Annotated in this window: 16 protein-coding genes; 11 read left to right on the top strand and 5 right to left on the bottom strand. The window is 66.0% G+C overall.

Annotation, left to right across the window (positions count from 1 at the left end; genetic code table 11):
* Positions 1-108 precede the first annotated feature (108 nt).
* Both HNP02_RS06400 and HNP02_RS06395 read left to right on the top strand, forming a co-directional pair.
* Positions 109-609: a gluconokinase gene (locus HNP02_RS06400; protein WP_184436228.1), complete on the top strand. Its 501-nt coding sequence runs from the start codon at positions 109-111 to the stop codon at positions 607-609.
* Positions 610-2,013: a GntP family permease gene (locus tag HNP02_RS06395; RefSeq protein WP_184436226.1), complete on the top strand. Its 1,404-nt coding sequence runs from the start codon at positions 610-612 to the stop codon at positions 2,011-2,013.
* A 6-nt stretch (positions 2,014-2,019) separates the two neighbouring features.
* On the opposite strand, the gene HNP02_RS06390 is transcribed toward HNP02_RS06395, so the two are convergent.
* The 4 genes from HNP02_RS06390 to HNP02_RS06375 all read right to left on the bottom strand — a co-directional run bounded on the left by HNP02_RS06390 (position 2,020) and on the right by HNP02_RS06375 (position 4,679).
* On the bottom strand, positions 2,020-2,487 hold the full coding sequence (locus tag HNP02_RS06390) for an RDD family protein (protein WP_184436224.1): 468 nt from the start codon (positions 2,485-2,487) through the stop codon (positions 2,020-2,022).
* Between the two features lie 22 nt (positions 2,488-2,509).
* Positions 2,510-3,325 (bottom strand): DoxX family protein, encoded by an 816-nt coding sequence (locus HNP02_RS06385; protein WP_184436222.1) that lies wholly within the window; start codon positions 3,323-3,325, stop codon positions 2,510-2,512.
* A 66-nt stretch (positions 3,326-3,391) separates the two neighbouring features.
* Positions 3,392-3,685 carry a hemophore-related protein gene (locus HNP02_RS06380; RefSeq protein WP_255506235.1) on the bottom strand — a complete coding sequence of 98 codons (294 nt, stop codon included), beginning with the start codon at positions 3,683-3,685 and terminating at the stop codon, positions 3,392-3,394.
* Positions 3,686-3,902: 217 nt separating this feature from the next.
* On the bottom strand, positions 3,903-4,679 hold the full coding sequence (locus tag HNP02_RS06375; RefSeq protein ID WP_184436581.1) for a serine hydrolase: 777 nt from the start codon (positions 4,677-4,679) through the stop codon (positions 3,903-3,905).
* Positions 4,680-4,790: 111 nt separating this feature from the next.
* Between HNP02_RS06375 and HNP02_RS06370 the strand changes: the two genes are divergently transcribed.
* The 3 genes from HNP02_RS06370 to HNP02_RS06360 all read left to right on the top strand — a co-directional run bounded on the left by HNP02_RS06370 (position 4,791) and on the right by HNP02_RS06360 (position 6,753).
* Positions 4,791-6,188, top strand: a complete 1,398-nt coding sequence (locus tag HNP02_RS06370; protein ID WP_184436212.1) for an FGGY family carbohydrate kinase — start codon at positions 4,791-4,793, stop codon at positions 6,186-6,188.
* Positions 6,189-6,296: 108 nt separating this feature from the next.
* On the top strand, positions 6,297-6,533 hold the full coding sequence (locus HNP02_RS06365) for a DUF6400 family protein (RefSeq protein ID WP_184436211.1): 237 nt from the start codon (positions 6,297-6,299) through the stop codon (positions 6,531-6,533).
* Positions 6,520-6,753: a hypothetical protein gene (locus HNP02_RS06360; RefSeq protein WP_184436209.1), complete on the top strand. Its 234-nt coding sequence runs from the start codon at positions 6,520-6,522 to the stop codon at positions 6,751-6,753. The genes HNP02_RS06365 and HNP02_RS06360 overlap by 14 nt, the downstream gene beginning before the upstream one ends.
* An 11-nt stretch (positions 6,754-6,764) precedes the next feature.
* On the opposite strand, the gene HNP02_RS06355 is transcribed toward HNP02_RS06360, so the two are convergent.
* Complete coding sequence (locus tag HNP02_RS06355; RefSeq protein ID WP_184436207.1) at positions 6,765-7,682, bottom strand: LysR family transcriptional regulator; 918 nt, start codon at positions 7,680-7,682, stop codon at positions 6,765-6,767.
* A 67-nt stretch (positions 7,683-7,749) separates the two neighbouring features.
* Between HNP02_RS06355 and HNP02_RS06350 the strand changes: the two genes are divergently transcribed.
* The 6 genes from HNP02_RS06350 (at position 7,750) to HNP02_RS06325 (ending at position 14,345) form a co-directional block, all read left to right on the top strand.
* Positions 7,750-8,568 carry an acyl-CoA thioesterase domain-containing protein gene (locus tag HNP02_RS06350; RefSeq protein WP_184436205.1) on the top strand — a complete coding sequence of 273 codons (819 nt, stop codon included), beginning with the start codon at positions 7,750-7,752 and terminating at the stop codon, positions 8,566-8,568.
* A 108-nt stretch (positions 8,569-8,676) separates the two neighbouring features.
* Positions 8,677-11,511 (top strand): AAA family ATPase, encoded by a 2,835-nt coding sequence (locus tag HNP02_RS06345; RefSeq protein WP_255506234.1) that lies wholly within the window; start codon positions 8,677-8,679, stop codon positions 11,509-11,511.
* A 130-nt stretch (positions 11,512-11,641) separates the two neighbouring features.
* Entirely contained in the window at positions 11,642-12,286 is a 645-nt protein-coding gene (locus tag HNP02_RS06340; protein ID WP_184436203.1) for a cysteine hydrolase family protein, read from the top strand.
* A 32-nt stretch (positions 12,287-12,318) separates the two neighbouring features.
* The gene (locus HNP02_RS06335; RefSeq protein ID WP_184436201.1) at positions 12,319-12,879 is read left to right on the top strand and encodes a hypothetical protein; all 561 of its coding nucleotides are present in this window, start codon (positions 12,319-12,321) and stop codon (positions 12,877-12,879) included.
* A gap of 13 nt (positions 12,880-12,892) precedes the next feature.
* The gene (locus HNP02_RS06330) at positions 12,893-13,507 is read left to right on the top strand and encodes a VOC family protein (protein WP_184436199.1); all 615 of its coding nucleotides are present in this window, start codon (positions 12,893-12,895) and stop codon (positions 13,505-13,507) included.
* Positions 13,508-13,520: 13 nt separating this feature from the next.
* Entirely contained in the window at positions 13,521-14,345 is an 825-nt protein-coding gene (locus HNP02_RS06325; RefSeq protein ID WP_184436197.1) for an enoyl-CoA hydratase/isomerase family protein, read from the top strand.
* Positions 14,346-14,382: the final 37 nt, after the last annotated feature.

Raw genomic sequence — 14,382 nt, 5'->3', positions numbered from 1 at the left:
GTTATAAAAAACATATCTTTGTGCGTCAGTATTGCAATCGTCAGATCATTGATGCAGACTGTGTGACGGCAACCACAAGCGGGTAGATATGGCCGGAGAGGCGGAGTAGTGGCGTCACCAGTAGTAGTGATGGGTGTGTCCGGATCGGGCAAGTCGACGGTCGGGGCGGCGGTCGCACAGCGTCTGCGCGTGCCGTTCGCCGATGCCGACGACTTCCACCCCGCCGCCAACATCGCCAAGATGACCGCCGGGGAGCCGTTGAACGACGATGACCGGCGGCCCTGGCTGCAGACGATCGGCGAGTGGCTGGCGGAGCGATGCGGCAGCGGCGGGGTGATGAGCTGCTCGGCGCTCAAACGCAGCTACCGCGACCAACTTCGGCAGCACTGTCCGGATGTGGAGTTCCTTCATCTGGTCGGCACGCCGGAGGTCATCGGCCGCAGGCAGGCCAGCCGTCCGGGGCACTTCATGCCGCCGTCCCTGTTGAAGTCGCAGTTCGACACCCTCGAACCGCTCGAATCCGACGAACGCGGCGTGGACGTCGACGTCGACCAGGACATCGACGCCATCGTCGAAACCTACCTATCCCGCACCAATCAGGAGCACTAGATGATCTCGGGTATCACATTCCTCGCTGACGACGCACCGAAGCTCGCCGAACCGGTGGCCTCGGGCTGGCAGCTGATCCTGGCCTTCCTCGCGGGTATCGCGGTGATCGTCGTACTGATCACCATCGTCAAGTTGCATCCGTTCCTCGCGCTGCTCTTCGGTGCATTCACGGTCGGCATCGTCGCGGGGGAGAACCTGCAGACCGTATTGACTTCGTTCACAAAGGGTTTCGGTGACACTGCGGCCAGCGTCGGCATCCTCATTGCGCTTGGCGCCATGTTCGCCAAACTCTTGGCCGATTCCGGTGGTGCCGACGAGATCGTCGACACCATCGTCGGGCATGCGTCACCGCGAATGTTGCCATGGGCAATGGCCTTGGTCGGCGCGATCATCGGCCTGCCGATGTTCTTCGAGATCGGCCTCGTTCTTCTGATGCCCGTCATCTACTTGGTGTCACGGCGTTCGCAGCTATCCCTGATCACCGTCGGAATCCCCGCTCTGGCAGGCCTTTCCGCGATGCACGGATTCGTGCCACCGCACCCCGGCCCACTGACCGCGATCGGCCTGCTGCACGCGGACCTGGGCGTCACGCTGGCTCTGGGCGTCGCAGTGGCGATTCCCACCATCGTCCTCGCAGGCCCGCTGTTCGGGAAACTCGCGGGCCGCTGGGTCGTGGTGGACGCGCCCGACACCTTCGACGCGGACCGATTCGGCGACGACGAGGGGGCGCGGCAACGACCGTCGTTCGGAGTCACCCTGTTCAGTGTCTTGCTGCCCGTGGCGCTGATGCTCGGCAAGGCGCTGGCAGACATCTTCATCGACGACAAGAGTCAGTGGCTCCGACAGATCTTGGACACCCTCGGCACCCCGCTGATCGCATTGCTCCTCGCGGTGATCGTCGGCATGTTCACCCTGGGGCGCGGCGCAGGCATGACCCGCAACGAGCTGACCAAGTGCATCGAATCCGGTCTGCCGCCGGTAGCGGGCATCATCCTGATCGTCGCGGCCGGTGGTGGTTTCAAGCAGGTTCTGGTCGACAGCGGCATCGGCACCCTGCTCGCACGTTGGGCGGAAGGCGCGCACTTCTCGGTCATCCTGCTGGCGTGGATCCTCGCGGTCCTGATCCGGTTGGCCACGGGCTCGGCGACCGTCGCCACCATTACGGCCTCGTCGCTGATCCTCGGTCTGGTCGAGGGGCTGCCCAGCGGCCAGGTGTCGCTGGTCGTGCTCGCGGTCGGCGCCGGATCGCTGTTCTTCTCACACGTCAACGACGCTGGCTTCTGGTTGGTCAACCAGTACTTCCGGCTCAGCGTCGGTCAGACGATCAAGACGTGGTCGATCATGGAGACGGTGCTGTCGGTGAGCGGGCTGGTCGTGGTCCTGCTCCTGGACCTGGTGATCTGACGCGGCTCAGCCCTTGACGACCTGAGTGCCACCGGCCAGTTCGTCGTGCTTGCCCTGCTTGGTGGGGCTGCCGTTGATGGTCACGGCGATCACGATGATGGCGATGAAGGCGAGCAGGCCGCCGACGAACGGGATGATCGTCAGGACCGTGAACGCATTGCGGATCGCGGACTGGCTGACATCGGGTTTCGCGGCTCCGGCCGGTCCGTGCACGCTGAGGCCGAGGAGCTTCTTGCCGGGGGTCCAGCCTTGGGTCACTTCGAACGCGACGAAGTAGACGAAGGTGAGCAACCCGGTGAACAGTCCCGTCACCATGATGTTGGACTGAAGATCTAGCGCGAAGAGCACGATGGATCCGACGACCCCGACGATGATTCCGTCGATCAGGCGGGCGAGGAACCGGGCACCAAGGCCGCCCGGCTCGACGTGCGTCGGGTATGGGCCGGATTGTGGGTCGTAACCGCCAGCAGTCATACGGTCAATCTACTGGTGGACTTCAGCGCCGGCGGTGCTTCCGCGCCTCGGTTTTGGCCGTGTCTGCGAATTCCGCGCTACGTTCCCGGGCCAGGCGGGCAAGCTCGGGTCCACGGTCCCTGGCCACCTCAGCCAGATCGCCACTGCGTTCGCGGGCCACCTCGGCCAGCTCGGAGCCGTGCTCGCGGGCCAGTTTGGCGAGTTCAGGCCCGCGCTCGCGGGCGACGTCGGCGAGCTCCGAGCCGCGTTCGAGCGCCAGATGCGCGATCTCACGGCCCCGCTCGGCACCGAGCTGCAACCCGTGACCCAGCTTCTCGGCCAAGACGCCGTCGGTGAGCGCGTTACTGGAAGCCGCGCCCACCGGTAGTGCCGTCACCACGGCCTCGGTTACCGTGCGCGCGGCGCGGCGGCCCCGCCAGCCCAGTGACGGCTTGCCCTCCGTGTCCACCGAAGCGATGATCAGCCCACCGATCAGGCTGATGTCGGCGACGAAGGCCCGCCGCTGCTCGGCCTTGCGCGCTGGATCGCCCTCGGCCCAGAACCTGTTTCCACCAAGGCTTCCCGGCACGACACTGAGGGCCAGCGCCGCCGAGGCGAAACGCGGGAACCTACCGGTGGCGAGCAGCAGCCCTGCACCGATCTGAACGGCGCCGTTCACCCGCGCCACGGTTTCGGCGTTCCTCGGGACGTTCGGCCCGACCGGATCGGGCAGCTTGGCAAGACCTTCGAGCGTGGGCCGCGCTGCGTCGGCCGCAGGTTTGGGGCTGCGCAACGCCTCGACGCCGCGCCCGACGAAGGTCGCAGCCAGCATGGGACGGGCGATTCGTCTGATCAACATGCTGGCGGGATTCCCCGGCCGGCGGCGTCACAAACCTGGATCACCCATGACTGCCCCGAATGGCGGTCAGTAGTTGTTGCAGGTACCCGCAACCTGGAAGATCAGCCCGGTGTATTGCGCGAGTGCCGGCACGCCCTGCGCTTGCGCAACCATCGCCCGACGACCCTCCGGTGGCGATGCGACGAGCTGTTGCAGCCACGCATTCGCAATCGGGTTGGAAGTCACCTGGTTGGCCGCATCGGGATTCTCGGCGTTCAGCGCCGCCATTACCTGCGGATAGGTGCAAGTCGAATTGATGATCGGGCTCACATCCGGTACTGCGGAGGCGATCCCGGCACCTGTGGTCAGCGCAAACGCCAAACCACACGACCCAGCAACCAGTTTCGTCATCATTCGCATTCTCGTCTACCTTCCGATACCTCAGACCGACCCACCCTGAAGACATTCAGCGGAATGCGGAATGTCGTCGCTGATTCAACGCTACCAGTGATACCAACCCCGAAAGGAATATCAGCGGCTTAATTACACCAGCTAAGAGCATAATCGGCGGTGTCGCCGGCGGCGTTACAGCCGACCGTCAATCGGGTCGTCCAGCCAGCAGAACTTGGCTGAGTCGGGTGGTCGTGGCCACGCCGTCGTCGTAGCCGCCTGCACCGCCGAGGGAGTTCATCACCGCGAGCGTGTACCGCTGCCCGGGCCCCGCGAATCCGACCGAGTTCACCACCCAGCCGCCCTGCTCCAGCGACCAGCCGTCCTTGTTGCCCGGCGCCATTGCAGGCCCCGCACCCCACACCCCCCACTGCTGATTGGTCGCCACGTTCTGCAGCTCGTACACGATTGCTGCGGTCTCGGCTGGTTGGAGGTTGGTCAGCGTGTAGTTGATCAGCCGGTCGAGGTCATTGGCCGTCGACTTCTGGAATCCCCAATACGGGTAGATGCTGCTGAATCCGCGTTGCGGTTGCAGATCGGTCATGCCGTACCGGGGGAAGGCGGCGTTGAAGGCCTGGTGATCGGGTCCGCCGTAGCGGGCCCACAGTGTGTCGGTGGCATCGTCGTCGGACGAGTGCATCATCGCGGCCATCAGTTTTCGGTCGGAGTCGCTCAAGGTCACTATGCCCGCGCGTTGGCGGGTGAGCAGATCGACGACCATGGCCAACTTGATGGTCGACGCGGTCCAGACGAGCTCGCCTGCGTGCGAATTGCGATACATCGCACCCGTTTTGCGGTCGCGCAGGACGTATCCGACCGAACCGGGGCGGGTGGTTAGGTAGGCGTCTGCGGCGGCGACGCGGTTCTGCAGGTCGCAATCCGAGGCGGTCGGCCCGGGTGAGCAGTCCGCCGCCGCCGTCGGCATAGGTGCTGCGGCGGTCACCAGCAGGGCAGCCAGCGCGGCGGCGACGAAGGGGCGTCTCACCGCACCAGCTTCGCACTACGCTGGACTTCCCCAGACATCCGAGGAGGTTGCGTGACTCTCGTCGCGGGAATCGATTCGTCCACCCAGTCCTGCAAGGTGATGGTCTGCGACGCGGACACCGGCGAGACGGTGCGCGCGGGGTCGGAGCGACACCCCGGCGGCACCGAGGTCGACCCCGTGCAGTGGTGGTCGGCCCTGCAGTCCGCCGCCGCGGCCGCCGGTGGTCTCGACGACGTGGCTGCCATCTCCGTCGGCGCCCAGCAGCACGGCATGATCTGCCTCGATGCGTCGGGCACGGTGGTGCGGAACGCCCTGCTGTGGAACGACACGCGCTCGAGTGGGGCTGCCGCCGACCTGGTCGCCGAACTCGGCGGACCGGGGGAGTGGGCCAAGCGCGTCGGGGTGGTGCCCGTCGCGGCGATCACTGCAGCCAAGCTCCGCTGGCTGGCCGACACCGAGCCGAGGAACGCCGATGCCACGGCCGCGGTGTGCCTGCCGCACGACTGGCTCACCTGGCGACTGGCGCAGGCCACCGACATCGCCGACCTGCGCACCGACCGCAGCGACGCCAGCGGGACCGGGTACTTCGCCGCGGAGGGCGATGAGTACCACCCGGACCTGCTCATGCTCGCCATGCGCGGCCGCAACCCCCACCTGCCCGAGGTCCTCGGGCCGAACCAGGCAGGGGGACGGACCGCCGCAGGTGCACTCCTCGGCCCAGGCGCAGGGGACAACGCCGCCGCGGCGCTCGGCATCGGCGCAGGGCCGGGGGACTGCGTGGTGTCACTGGGCACCTCCGCTGTGGTGAGCGCGGTCGGCGACGCAGCGCCGCACGACGCCTCGGGCCTTGTCGCGGGATTCGCCGACGCGACGGGCAGGCAGCTACCGCTGGTCTGCACGCTCAACGGTGCTCCGGTGCTTGCCGCCGTCGCGACCATGCTCGGGGTGGACTTCGACGAACTCGACCGGCTCGCGCTGTCGGCGCCCGCAGGCGCAGAAGGGCTAGTGCTGGTGCCCTACTTCGATGGCGAACGCTCGCCCAACCTGCCCGATGCCGCCGGTGCGTTGCACGGTGTGACGACACGAAATCTGCTGCCCGCCAATGTCTCCCGAGCTGCGGTTGAGGGTCTGCTCAGCTCGATGGCCTACTGCATCGACCGGATCACCGAGCAGGGCGTGCACGTCGAACGCGTGATTCTGGTCGGTGGTGGCGCGCGCTCGGAGGCGGTCCGGCGGATCGCCCCGGTGATCCTTGGCATGCCGGTGCACGTCCCGACACCCGCGGAGTACGTCGCGCTTGGTGCGGCCCGGCAGGCGGCGTGGACGCTGTCCGGGGCCGACGCGCCGCCGTCGTGGTCGGTCGGCACGACGGTGACCTATACGGGAGAACCGACGCCCGAGGTGGTCGAGCGGTATCACAGCGTGCGGACGTTGACCGAGGGGCAGTGACCGTCGGGTAGGCGAAGTGTGACGAGTTATTAACGCGGAACGTGACGTATGTCATTGCGCGTTATTAGGGCACCCGCACTTTCTCTGTATCAGAAACTGACCCTGGGGGTGCCCCGTGGCAACCTCGATTTCGCATATGACCTGACGCTCGACGAAGCACGTCGCCGCAGTGCGGTGCTTGCCGCGGTCGGTGACGACTGGGACCCCGTCGCGGTCCTCGCCGAGGAGGAGCATGCGTACGACATGCTGTACGCCGACCTCGACGCCGAGCAGCAACGCATCTACGACGAACTGGTCGCAGCAGGTGTGCTGCCCGATCGATCGGCCAGCCATGTTGCCGATTGACCCGACCGCCGACCGCGCGCGGCGTGCCTGGCTGCAGTGCCCGAGTTGCCGGCCCGGCCGAGGCTGCGACGACTGCTCGAATGCGCGCAACTGCGATACGCACTGGCATTACCTGTTGAGCAACCAGGGCATGATCGTGCATCTTCAGTGCCCGGGCTGCGGCCACCTGTGGTCGACCGACACCCGCAAGCGTGACGAGCGGCGAACCGACGCCGCCTGATACGTCCAGCCTCACACGCCTGCGGCGGGACGCGGCCATCCCAGTCGCGGCAACGGACCCGGCGATGGGCGCAGCCGGTCGAGGACGGCGCGCAGCGGAGGCCACGTAGCGCGACCGATCCGGGTGACCGCGTATGCGGTGAGGACCACTGCTGGGTCCGACAGCGGGACCACCTTCACACCCAGGCCCGTGGGCCTGCCGACCGGCAGCAACCCCACCCCGTACCCGGCGAGGATTAGGTCCTCGACCAGTTCCAGACTGTCGATCTGGTGCGCGATGCGCGGGGCGAACCCGGCGAGCGCCCCCAGCGTGCGGACCGCGTCCTCATCGGCGGTGTTGCGCGAGTTCACGATCCAGCTGCGGTCGCAGTACGCGGACACGTCCGGGGGCCGGTCGGGCTCGTCGCTCGGAACGCCGAGGCCCCACGGGATCGACCACAACGGAACGGTTTCGAGGGACGGCCCCGGGCCCGCAGGCGCCAGGTTGTAGTCGTAGGTCAGGGCAAGGTCGAGGTCGTCGTCGGCGAGGAGCGCGAACGCCTCGACGGGCTCGTACTCGCTGATCACCACCGCCACCCCGGGATGGCGTTGGGCCAGGTCGGCGAGGATGGGCAGCAACGAGACCCGGATGCCCGTGGCGAACCCCCCGACCCGCAGCGTCCCCACGGGGTCGGCGTCGGGGTCCAGGTCGAGGCGTGCGGCGTCGACGGCGGCGAGAATCGTGACGGCGTGGTCGGCGAGGCGGCGGCCGGCAGGCGTCAACCGCACCCGGCGTCCCTCCGGCTCGATCAACGGCGTGCCGGTCTCCTTGGCCAGAGCCGCGATCTGCTGGGACACCGTCGACGTCGTCAGGTGGTACGCCTCGGCGACCGCCCGCATCGATCCCATCCGGGACAGCGCGAGGAGGAGTTGAAGGCGGCGAGTGTCCACCCGGGCATTATCCGCAATCGGTGAACGCATTGAGTGCGATCGATCAATCTCATGCGACGATGCGGGAATGACTGCGCGCCCGGCACACTTCACCCAGACCGCACCTGATCGGTTCCTTCCGACGTCGAACGCGCAAAGTCATTGGGGTGAGGACCATCTGAACGGCCCGGCGTTGGTCGCCCTGGTCGCCCGCGCGCTGGAGGAGGCCCACGGGCTGGACGACTTCATGCCCGCGCGCCTCACGGTCGACCTGTTCAAGGCCGCCCGCGGCGTCGAGACCACCGCCACGACGCGGCTGGTGCGCGACGGCAGGCGGGTGCGGAATTCCGAGTGCGAACTGATCCAGGACGGTGTCGTCGTGGTCAGGGCAGTGCTGGTCCAGTACCGGCGCTCGTCCGCGCCGCGGGGCGAAGAATGGTCGGCCAGCATGGATTTCACGCCGCCGCCCGAGAGCGATGGCTTGCGCCCCATGTCCATCGGCAGCGACGACGGCGGTTGGTCGCACGCGATCGCCGACCACCAGAACACCTCGCGCAAGCGGACCTTCAACCGCGCCATCGACGTCGTCTCGGGCGCGACGAACACGCCGTTCGTGAACGCGGCGATGGCCGCCGAGGGCACCAGCCTGGTCACCAATCTCGGCTCGGCGGGGGTGGGGTACATCAATGGCGACCTGACCGTGGCGCTGGCGCGGTTGCCACTGGGCGACTGGATCGGCGTTCAGGCCGATTCGCACTTGGTGGCCGACGGCGTCGGCGTTGGCACGGCCACACTGTTCGATCACGCCGGCCCGTTTGGCTCCGGCACGGTCACGGCCATCAGCAATCCCGCGGCGCAGATCGACTTCACCGACGATCCGTTTCCGTTGCGCGGACCAACGGCGTGAACTCGCATACCTAGACCGCCGCCGATGCTCCTGCGGTGGCGCGGAGACGAGCCATAGAATCTCATCAGGCTTCAAGATCAGACCCTGGGGACGCAATGGCCGCTGCCGATGAGAGCACCCAACGTGGTCACGCTCGCAGGCCGAGGCGGTGATGGGTTGATGGCCTATCGCCCGTTGTCGACGTTCGCCTCTGCGCAGTTGCTGGGACGCAGCCGAGAACGCGCGGCTTTGGATGGCTTGTTGGAGCAGGTTCGCGGCAGTCACAGTGGTGTGCTCGTGCTGCGGGGCGAGGCAGGAATCGGCAAGACGGCTCTTCTGGGCTACGTGGTGAGCGCGGCAACGGGGTTCACGGTGGCCCGGTGCGCCGGCGTCGAGTCGGAGATGGAGTTGCCGTTTGCGCAGTTGCACGAGTTGTGTGCACCGTTCATGGGCGGCCTCGACGCATTGCCCGAGCCGCAGCGGCATGCGCTGAGCGTCGCCCTCGGGCTTGAGACCGGCAAGAGCCCCGACAAGCTGCTGGTGGCACTGGCGACATTGGGTCTTCTGGCGGCGTCCTCCGAGCGTGGACCGATTCTGTGTGTCGTCGAGGATGCGCATTGGCTAGATCAAGCCTCGGCGCAGGTTGTCGGGTTCGTCGGGCGTCGGCTACTGGCCGAACCGGTCGGGTTGGTGTGCGCCGCGCGTGCTCCAGTGACGGCGCCGGATCATTTGATGGGCCTGCCGGAACTGCGCATCGAGGGGTTGGACGATCGGTCGTCGCGTGCCCTTCTGGGCTCCGTCAGCGCGGGACGGGTGGACGAGAGGGTTCGCGCCAGGATCGTCGATGAGACGCAGGGAAATCCGTTGGCGCTATTGGAACTTGGCGCGCGGATGGGTGCCGCGGGGTTCGCGGGGGGATTCGCGACCGTCGACGCGGTGAGTCTTTCCGACCGCATCGAAGACGAGTACCTGGTACGCCTGAGCACGTTGCCGGAGGACACCCAACAGCTGGTCTTGTTGGCCGCTGCCGATTCCGTCGGTGACACGGCGCTGATTCAACGCGCCGCCAAGAGACTTGGCCTGGGCGTCGATGCTGCGCGGGCCGCGATCGACACCGGCTTACTGACTGTCGGTGCGTCGATCCGATTCCGTCATCCCTTGTTGCGTTCGGCTGTGTATCGCACCGTAAGCATCGAGCGACGACGGCAGGCGCATGGGGCGTTGGCCGCGGAGACCGATGTGAACGTCGACCCCGACCGGCGAGCGTGGCACCGCGCCTATGCGGTATCAGCTCCCGATGAAGAAGTTGCCGCCGAACTGATTGGATCGGCCGACCGCGCACACGGGCGCGGAGGTGCTGCTGCTGCGGCGGCGTTCTGGGAACGCGCGGTCGCCGTCACCCCGGACGAGGCTGTTCGCGCGTCCCGAGCTCTCGTCGCCGCCCAGGCCAAGTACCAAGCAGGTGACTTCGACGCCACTCATCGATTGTTGGCCGAGGCTTCCGGCGGTCCGCTCACCGAACTCGAACAAGTGAAGGTCGACCTCATTCGAGCTCAAGTGGCCGTCGTGTACCGCGGTCGAGATGCGCCGGGGTTGCTGCTGAAGGCAGCTACCCGACTTGAGACGATCAATAGCGACCTTGCGCGTGAGACATACCTGCAAGCACTCATTGCCACGAGTTACGCCGGCCGGCTCGGCGATCCGGACGTCCGTCGCGTGATTGCCCGCGCTGCCCAAGCTCTCCCCTTGGATCCTGCGCCGACGCCCTCAATACAGCTGCTGGTGCATGGGTTCGCCACTTGGATGGCCGACGGCTATGTTGCCGCGGCACCGACCCTGAGAGAGGCCGTGCGCCAGTACTGCAACGAATCGCATGATCCAGGTCTCGTCGGATTCGGGTACAACGTCATGGCCATGCACTTGTGCGACGACGAGGCTTGGCATGCGCTAAGCACCGGCCAGGTGGAGCTCGCGCGCAAGACCGGAATGCTCAGCGCGCTTCCCTTCGCGCTCGATTCCCTGACCGAGTTCTATGTTCAGGCAGGCCAGCTTGCCAAGGCGGAAGCCGCGCAGATGGAAGCCGACCGCATCCATCCGGCAGTCACGGCCGCCCGTTCGCCCCGTACCGCTGTGCTTGCGGCGGCCTGGCGTGGAGACGCATCGGTGGTGCACGGATCCGTACCGGAGTTGACCGAAGGGGCATTGACAACGGGGGAGGGCTGGAAGCTGGCGTACGTGGAGTACGCGAAGGCGGTCTTGTACAACGGCATCGCCAACTACGCATCGGCGGCCGACGCCGCGGAAAATGCCAGTGCGGACATCGATTTCGTAGCAGGCTTTCCTTGGCGAGCGCTGTACGAACTGGCGGAAGGCGCCGCTCGAAGTGATCAACTCGAACGCGCCAACGCCGCGGTCAAGCGATTGACTGTGATCGCCTCGGCGAGCGGCAGCGAGGTTGCACGTGCGATGGCCGCGCGAAGTGGCGCGCTCACCGCTGAAGATGACACTGCCGATGCGCTCTATCGAGAAGCAATCGAGCGGTTCAGTCACACTCGGGTGACGATTCATCTGGCGCGTGCTCGCCTCGTATACGGCGAATGGTTGCGTCGCCAAAACCGGCGCGCTGACGCACGGATTCAGTTGAAATCCGCATACGAGGGGCTGGCTGCAATGGGTGCCTACGGGTTCGCGCAGCGCGCCCAGCGTGAGCTGCAAGCGACGGGCGAAAAGGTACGTCGGCGAAACAGCAGCCCCGGAGGGGCCGAACTCACGGCCCAGGAACAGCAGATAGCCCAACTCGCGCGAGAGCGGCGAACGAATTCCGAGATCGGTGCCCAGCTGTTCCTGAGCGCACGCACGGTGGAATGGCACCTTGGCAACATCTTCGCCAAGCTGAAGATCACCTCTCGCCGTGAACTCGACGCCGCGCTGGCCGGCCATCCGACACACGTCCAGGACGTCTGACCGGCCAACCCCGGGGCCACATTGCGCCCCATAGTGCCCGGGGGTTTCCCGGGCGCGAGCGCAGCGCGCCATTCATCATCATGAGCACATGGAACCCGTCGAGGGCCAATCACGAGCAGGTGAGAAAGCGATGCCGGCCATGTCGAATACCTACTCCAAGAGCGAAACTGCGCTGCTGATCATCGACCCGTACAACGACTTCCTCTCCGAAGGCGGGAAGCTGTGGCCCCGGGCGAAGGAGATCGCCGAACGGATCGGATTGCTCGACCACATGCGCGCCGTGCTCGCCGCTGCCCGCAGCCAGGGTTTCCGGGTCCTCATCGTGCCGCATCACCAAACCGCGCCCAATGACTACCGAACGTGGGATCATCTCTCGCCGACACAACACCGCGTCGTCGAGGGCCAGACGTTCGCAGCCGGAAGTTGGGGTGCGCAATGGCATCCGGATTTCGAGCCGCGCACGGCAGAACTGGTGATGAGCCAGCATTGGGCCTCGAGCGGCTTCGCGAATACCGACCTCGACATGGTCCTCAAGCAACACCGCATCCAGAAGATCGTCATCATCGGCATGAAGGCCAACACGTGCGTCGACACCACCGCGCGTTATGGCCAAGAACTCGGCTATCACGTCACCCTCATCCGCGATGCCATCGGCGCATTCAACTGGGACGAAATGGCCGCGACGTTCGACGTCAACGCACCTCAGTACGCCCACGCCATCCTCACCACCGACGAGTTCCTCACCATCCTCGGCAGCCAGACCTCGGCTGCCTGACAAACCCGTTTCGCCATTTGAAAGGATTCCAGATGACCACAATTCGCTCCGATCTGTTGCTAGCACGCTCTGCCTTCGAGGCCCGGATCAACGCTCCCGCAGACAAAGTCGACATCGGCAAGTGGTTGCTGGGCATCCCCGACGCCGAGTACCAACGGTGCGCCCCACCTGACCACATCGCCGCCGGCTACACCACCACCGACGACGGACGCCCGATGTCGATCAACGTCGAGAAGGTCGGCGACTCGCTGATCGTCGAGCACTACGTCGGTGAGATCGTCGACAAGCTGCACTGCAAAATGGTGTCGATCTCTGATGTCTTCACAGAAACCGGCGATCGCACCAACATCCAGGTGACCTGGGAACTGACCGCCGAGCCCGACGGCGACGGATTGAAGTTCACCAACGAAGTTGTCGTTCGACCCACCGCCGACTTCCTGGAGTTTCTCGACAAGGCCGGATTGACCCTGGAACGGGCCGCAGCCGCGCACACATCGGCCTCGGCGAAACACAATGCACTCGAGACTCCCCGCTTCGCAGCAAGTATCGAGCGGGCAGCACTTGCCAGCAGCGCTGCGTTGGCCGACGCATAGGGCGCGACGTTCCATGGATCTCAAACTCGAAGTCGTCGTACTTCCCGTTGCTGACGTCGACCGCGCCAAACAGTTCTATGTGACCTTGGGCTGGCGCCTGGACGCCGATGTCTCCACCGGGGACGATTTCAGGGTCATCCAGCTGACCCCGCCCGGCTCGCCGTGCTCGATCATCTTCGGCACCGGCGTCGCCGAGGCAGGCGCGGCGCCCGTCACCGGGCTGCATCTGATAGTCGCCGATATCGACGCCGCGCGAACGGAATTGGATAATGCCGGCGCGGACGTCAGTGAGGTCTTCCACGACGCGGGTGGTGTCTTCCACCATGCAGGCACCGACGGGAGAGTAGGCGGTCCGCAGCCTGACCGAGTCAGCTATGGCTCGTTCGCTACATTCGTCGACCCCGACGGCAATCGCTGGTGGCTACAAGAGATCACCACGCGACTTCCCGGAAGAATCGACGAGACCGCATCATTCAGCTCCGCCGACGATCTCGCCGCCGCGCTGCGTCGGGCAGCGGCCGCGCACGGCGAACACGAGACGCGGATCGGCCAGGAGGATCCGGACTGGCCGGCCTGGTACGCCCAATACATGGTGGCCGAATCAGCAGGCACTGAAATTCCCACCTGACGAGAGGGACGACATGCTTTCCCTGGACACGCTCGACGTTCGTATCGACAATCGAGTGCTATATGCCACTCTCAACGCGCCACCGCTCAACCTGATCGGCCCGGAGATGGTGAGTGACCTCATCACGTTGGTGGAGCACCTGGAATCGCATGACGACGTTTCGGTGGTCGTCTTCGGCAGCGCCAGCCCGGACTTCTTCAGCGCCCACGTTGACATGTATCGGGCGTCGGAATTGGGCAGCGTACTGGCTCGGCTGGAACCGGGCGCACAGTTGGGCGCCCTGTACCGTCGCATCAGCACCCTCGACCAGGTGTCGATCGCCGCGATTACCGGGCGGGTGCGCGGCGCAGGCAGCGAGTTCATCTTGGCGTGTGACATGCGGTTCGCAAGCGACCGCGCGGTCTTCGGTCAGCCCGAAATCGGTGTCGGCGCCGTCCCTGGCGCAGGTGCCCTGCAACATCTGACTCGACTCATGGGACGCGGGCGAGCGCTCGAGGCCCTTCTCGGGGCCGATGACTTCCCCGCCGAGCTCGCCGAACGCTATGGCTGGATCAATAGGGCACTACCGGAAGACGAACTGCCTGCGTTCATTTCGACGTTCGCGAGTCGCATCGCGCGGTTCCCGCGCGCGGGAATCGCCGACGCGAAACGACGCGTCAACGACATCGCGCTGCCAAGCCTTGACGCCCTGCACGAAGACAGTCAACTGTTCCTCGCGGGCCTCAGTCGCCCAGAGACTCAGGCCAGAAGCAAGCTGCTGTTCGAACGTGGCATGCAGACCGAGGGCTCCCTCGAAGACGGGTTCGGGCTCGCTCTCGCCGACCTCCCGGCCATTTGAGTGCACTCGGGAGACGGCTCTCACCCGCCACGCAGCG

It is taken from the genome of Mycobacterium sp. AZCC_0083 (genome assembly GCF_014202335.1).
In the GTDB taxonomy this organism is placed as follows: domain Bacteria; phylum Actinomycetota; class Actinomycetes; order Mycobacteriales; family Mycobacteriaceae; genus Mycobacterium.
Note: the sequence above shows the minus strand (reverse complement) of the source record. Positions and strands in the feature narration are given on the sequence as shown.

Bases quoted from the DNA above. Each gene is read 5' to 3' on its own strand.
- HNP02_RS06395 (WP_184436226.1), top strand. From the start codon at position 610: ATGATCTCGGGTATCACATTCCTCGCTGACGACGCACCGAAGCTCGCC.
- HNP02_RS06375 (WP_184436581.1), bottom strand. From the start codon at position 4,679: ATGCCGACGGCGGCGGCGGACTGCTCACCCGGGCCGACCGCCTCGGAT.
- HNP02_RS06345 (WP_255506234.1), top strand. From the start codon at position 8,677: ATGAGAGCACCCAACGTGGTCACGCTCGCAGGCCGAGGCGGTGATGGG.
- HNP02_RS06340 (WP_184436203.1), top strand. From the start codon at position 11,642: ATGCCGGCCATGTCGAATACCTACTCCAAGAGCGAAACTGCGCTGCTG.
- HNP02_RS06335 (WP_184436201.1), top strand. From the start codon at position 12,319: ATGACCACAATTCGCTCCGATCTGTTGCTAGCACGCTCTGCCTTCGAG.
- HNP02_RS06350 (WP_184436205.1), top strand. From the start codon at position 7,750: ATGACTGCGCGCCCGGCACACTTCACCCAGACCGCACCTGATCGGTTC.
- HNP02_RS06385 (WP_184436222.1), bottom strand. From the start codon at position 3,325: ATGTTGATCAGACGAATCGCCCGTCCCATGCTGGCTGCGACCTTCGTC.
- HNP02_RS06360 (WP_184436209.1), top strand. From the start codon at position 6,520: ATGTTGCCGATTGACCCGACCGCCGACCGCGCGCGGCGTGCCTGGCTG.
- HNP02_RS06325 (WP_184436197.1), top strand. From the start codon at position 13,521: ATGCTTTCCCTGGACACGCTCGACGTTCGTATCGACAATCGAGTGCTA.
- HNP02_RS06390 (WP_184436224.1), bottom strand. From the start codon at position 2,487: ATGACTGCTGGCGGTTACGACCCACAATCCGGCCCATACCCGACGCAC.
- HNP02_RS06330 (WP_184436199.1), top strand. From the start codon at position 12,893: ATGGATCTCAAACTCGAAGTCGTCGTACTTCCCGTTGCTGACGTCGAC.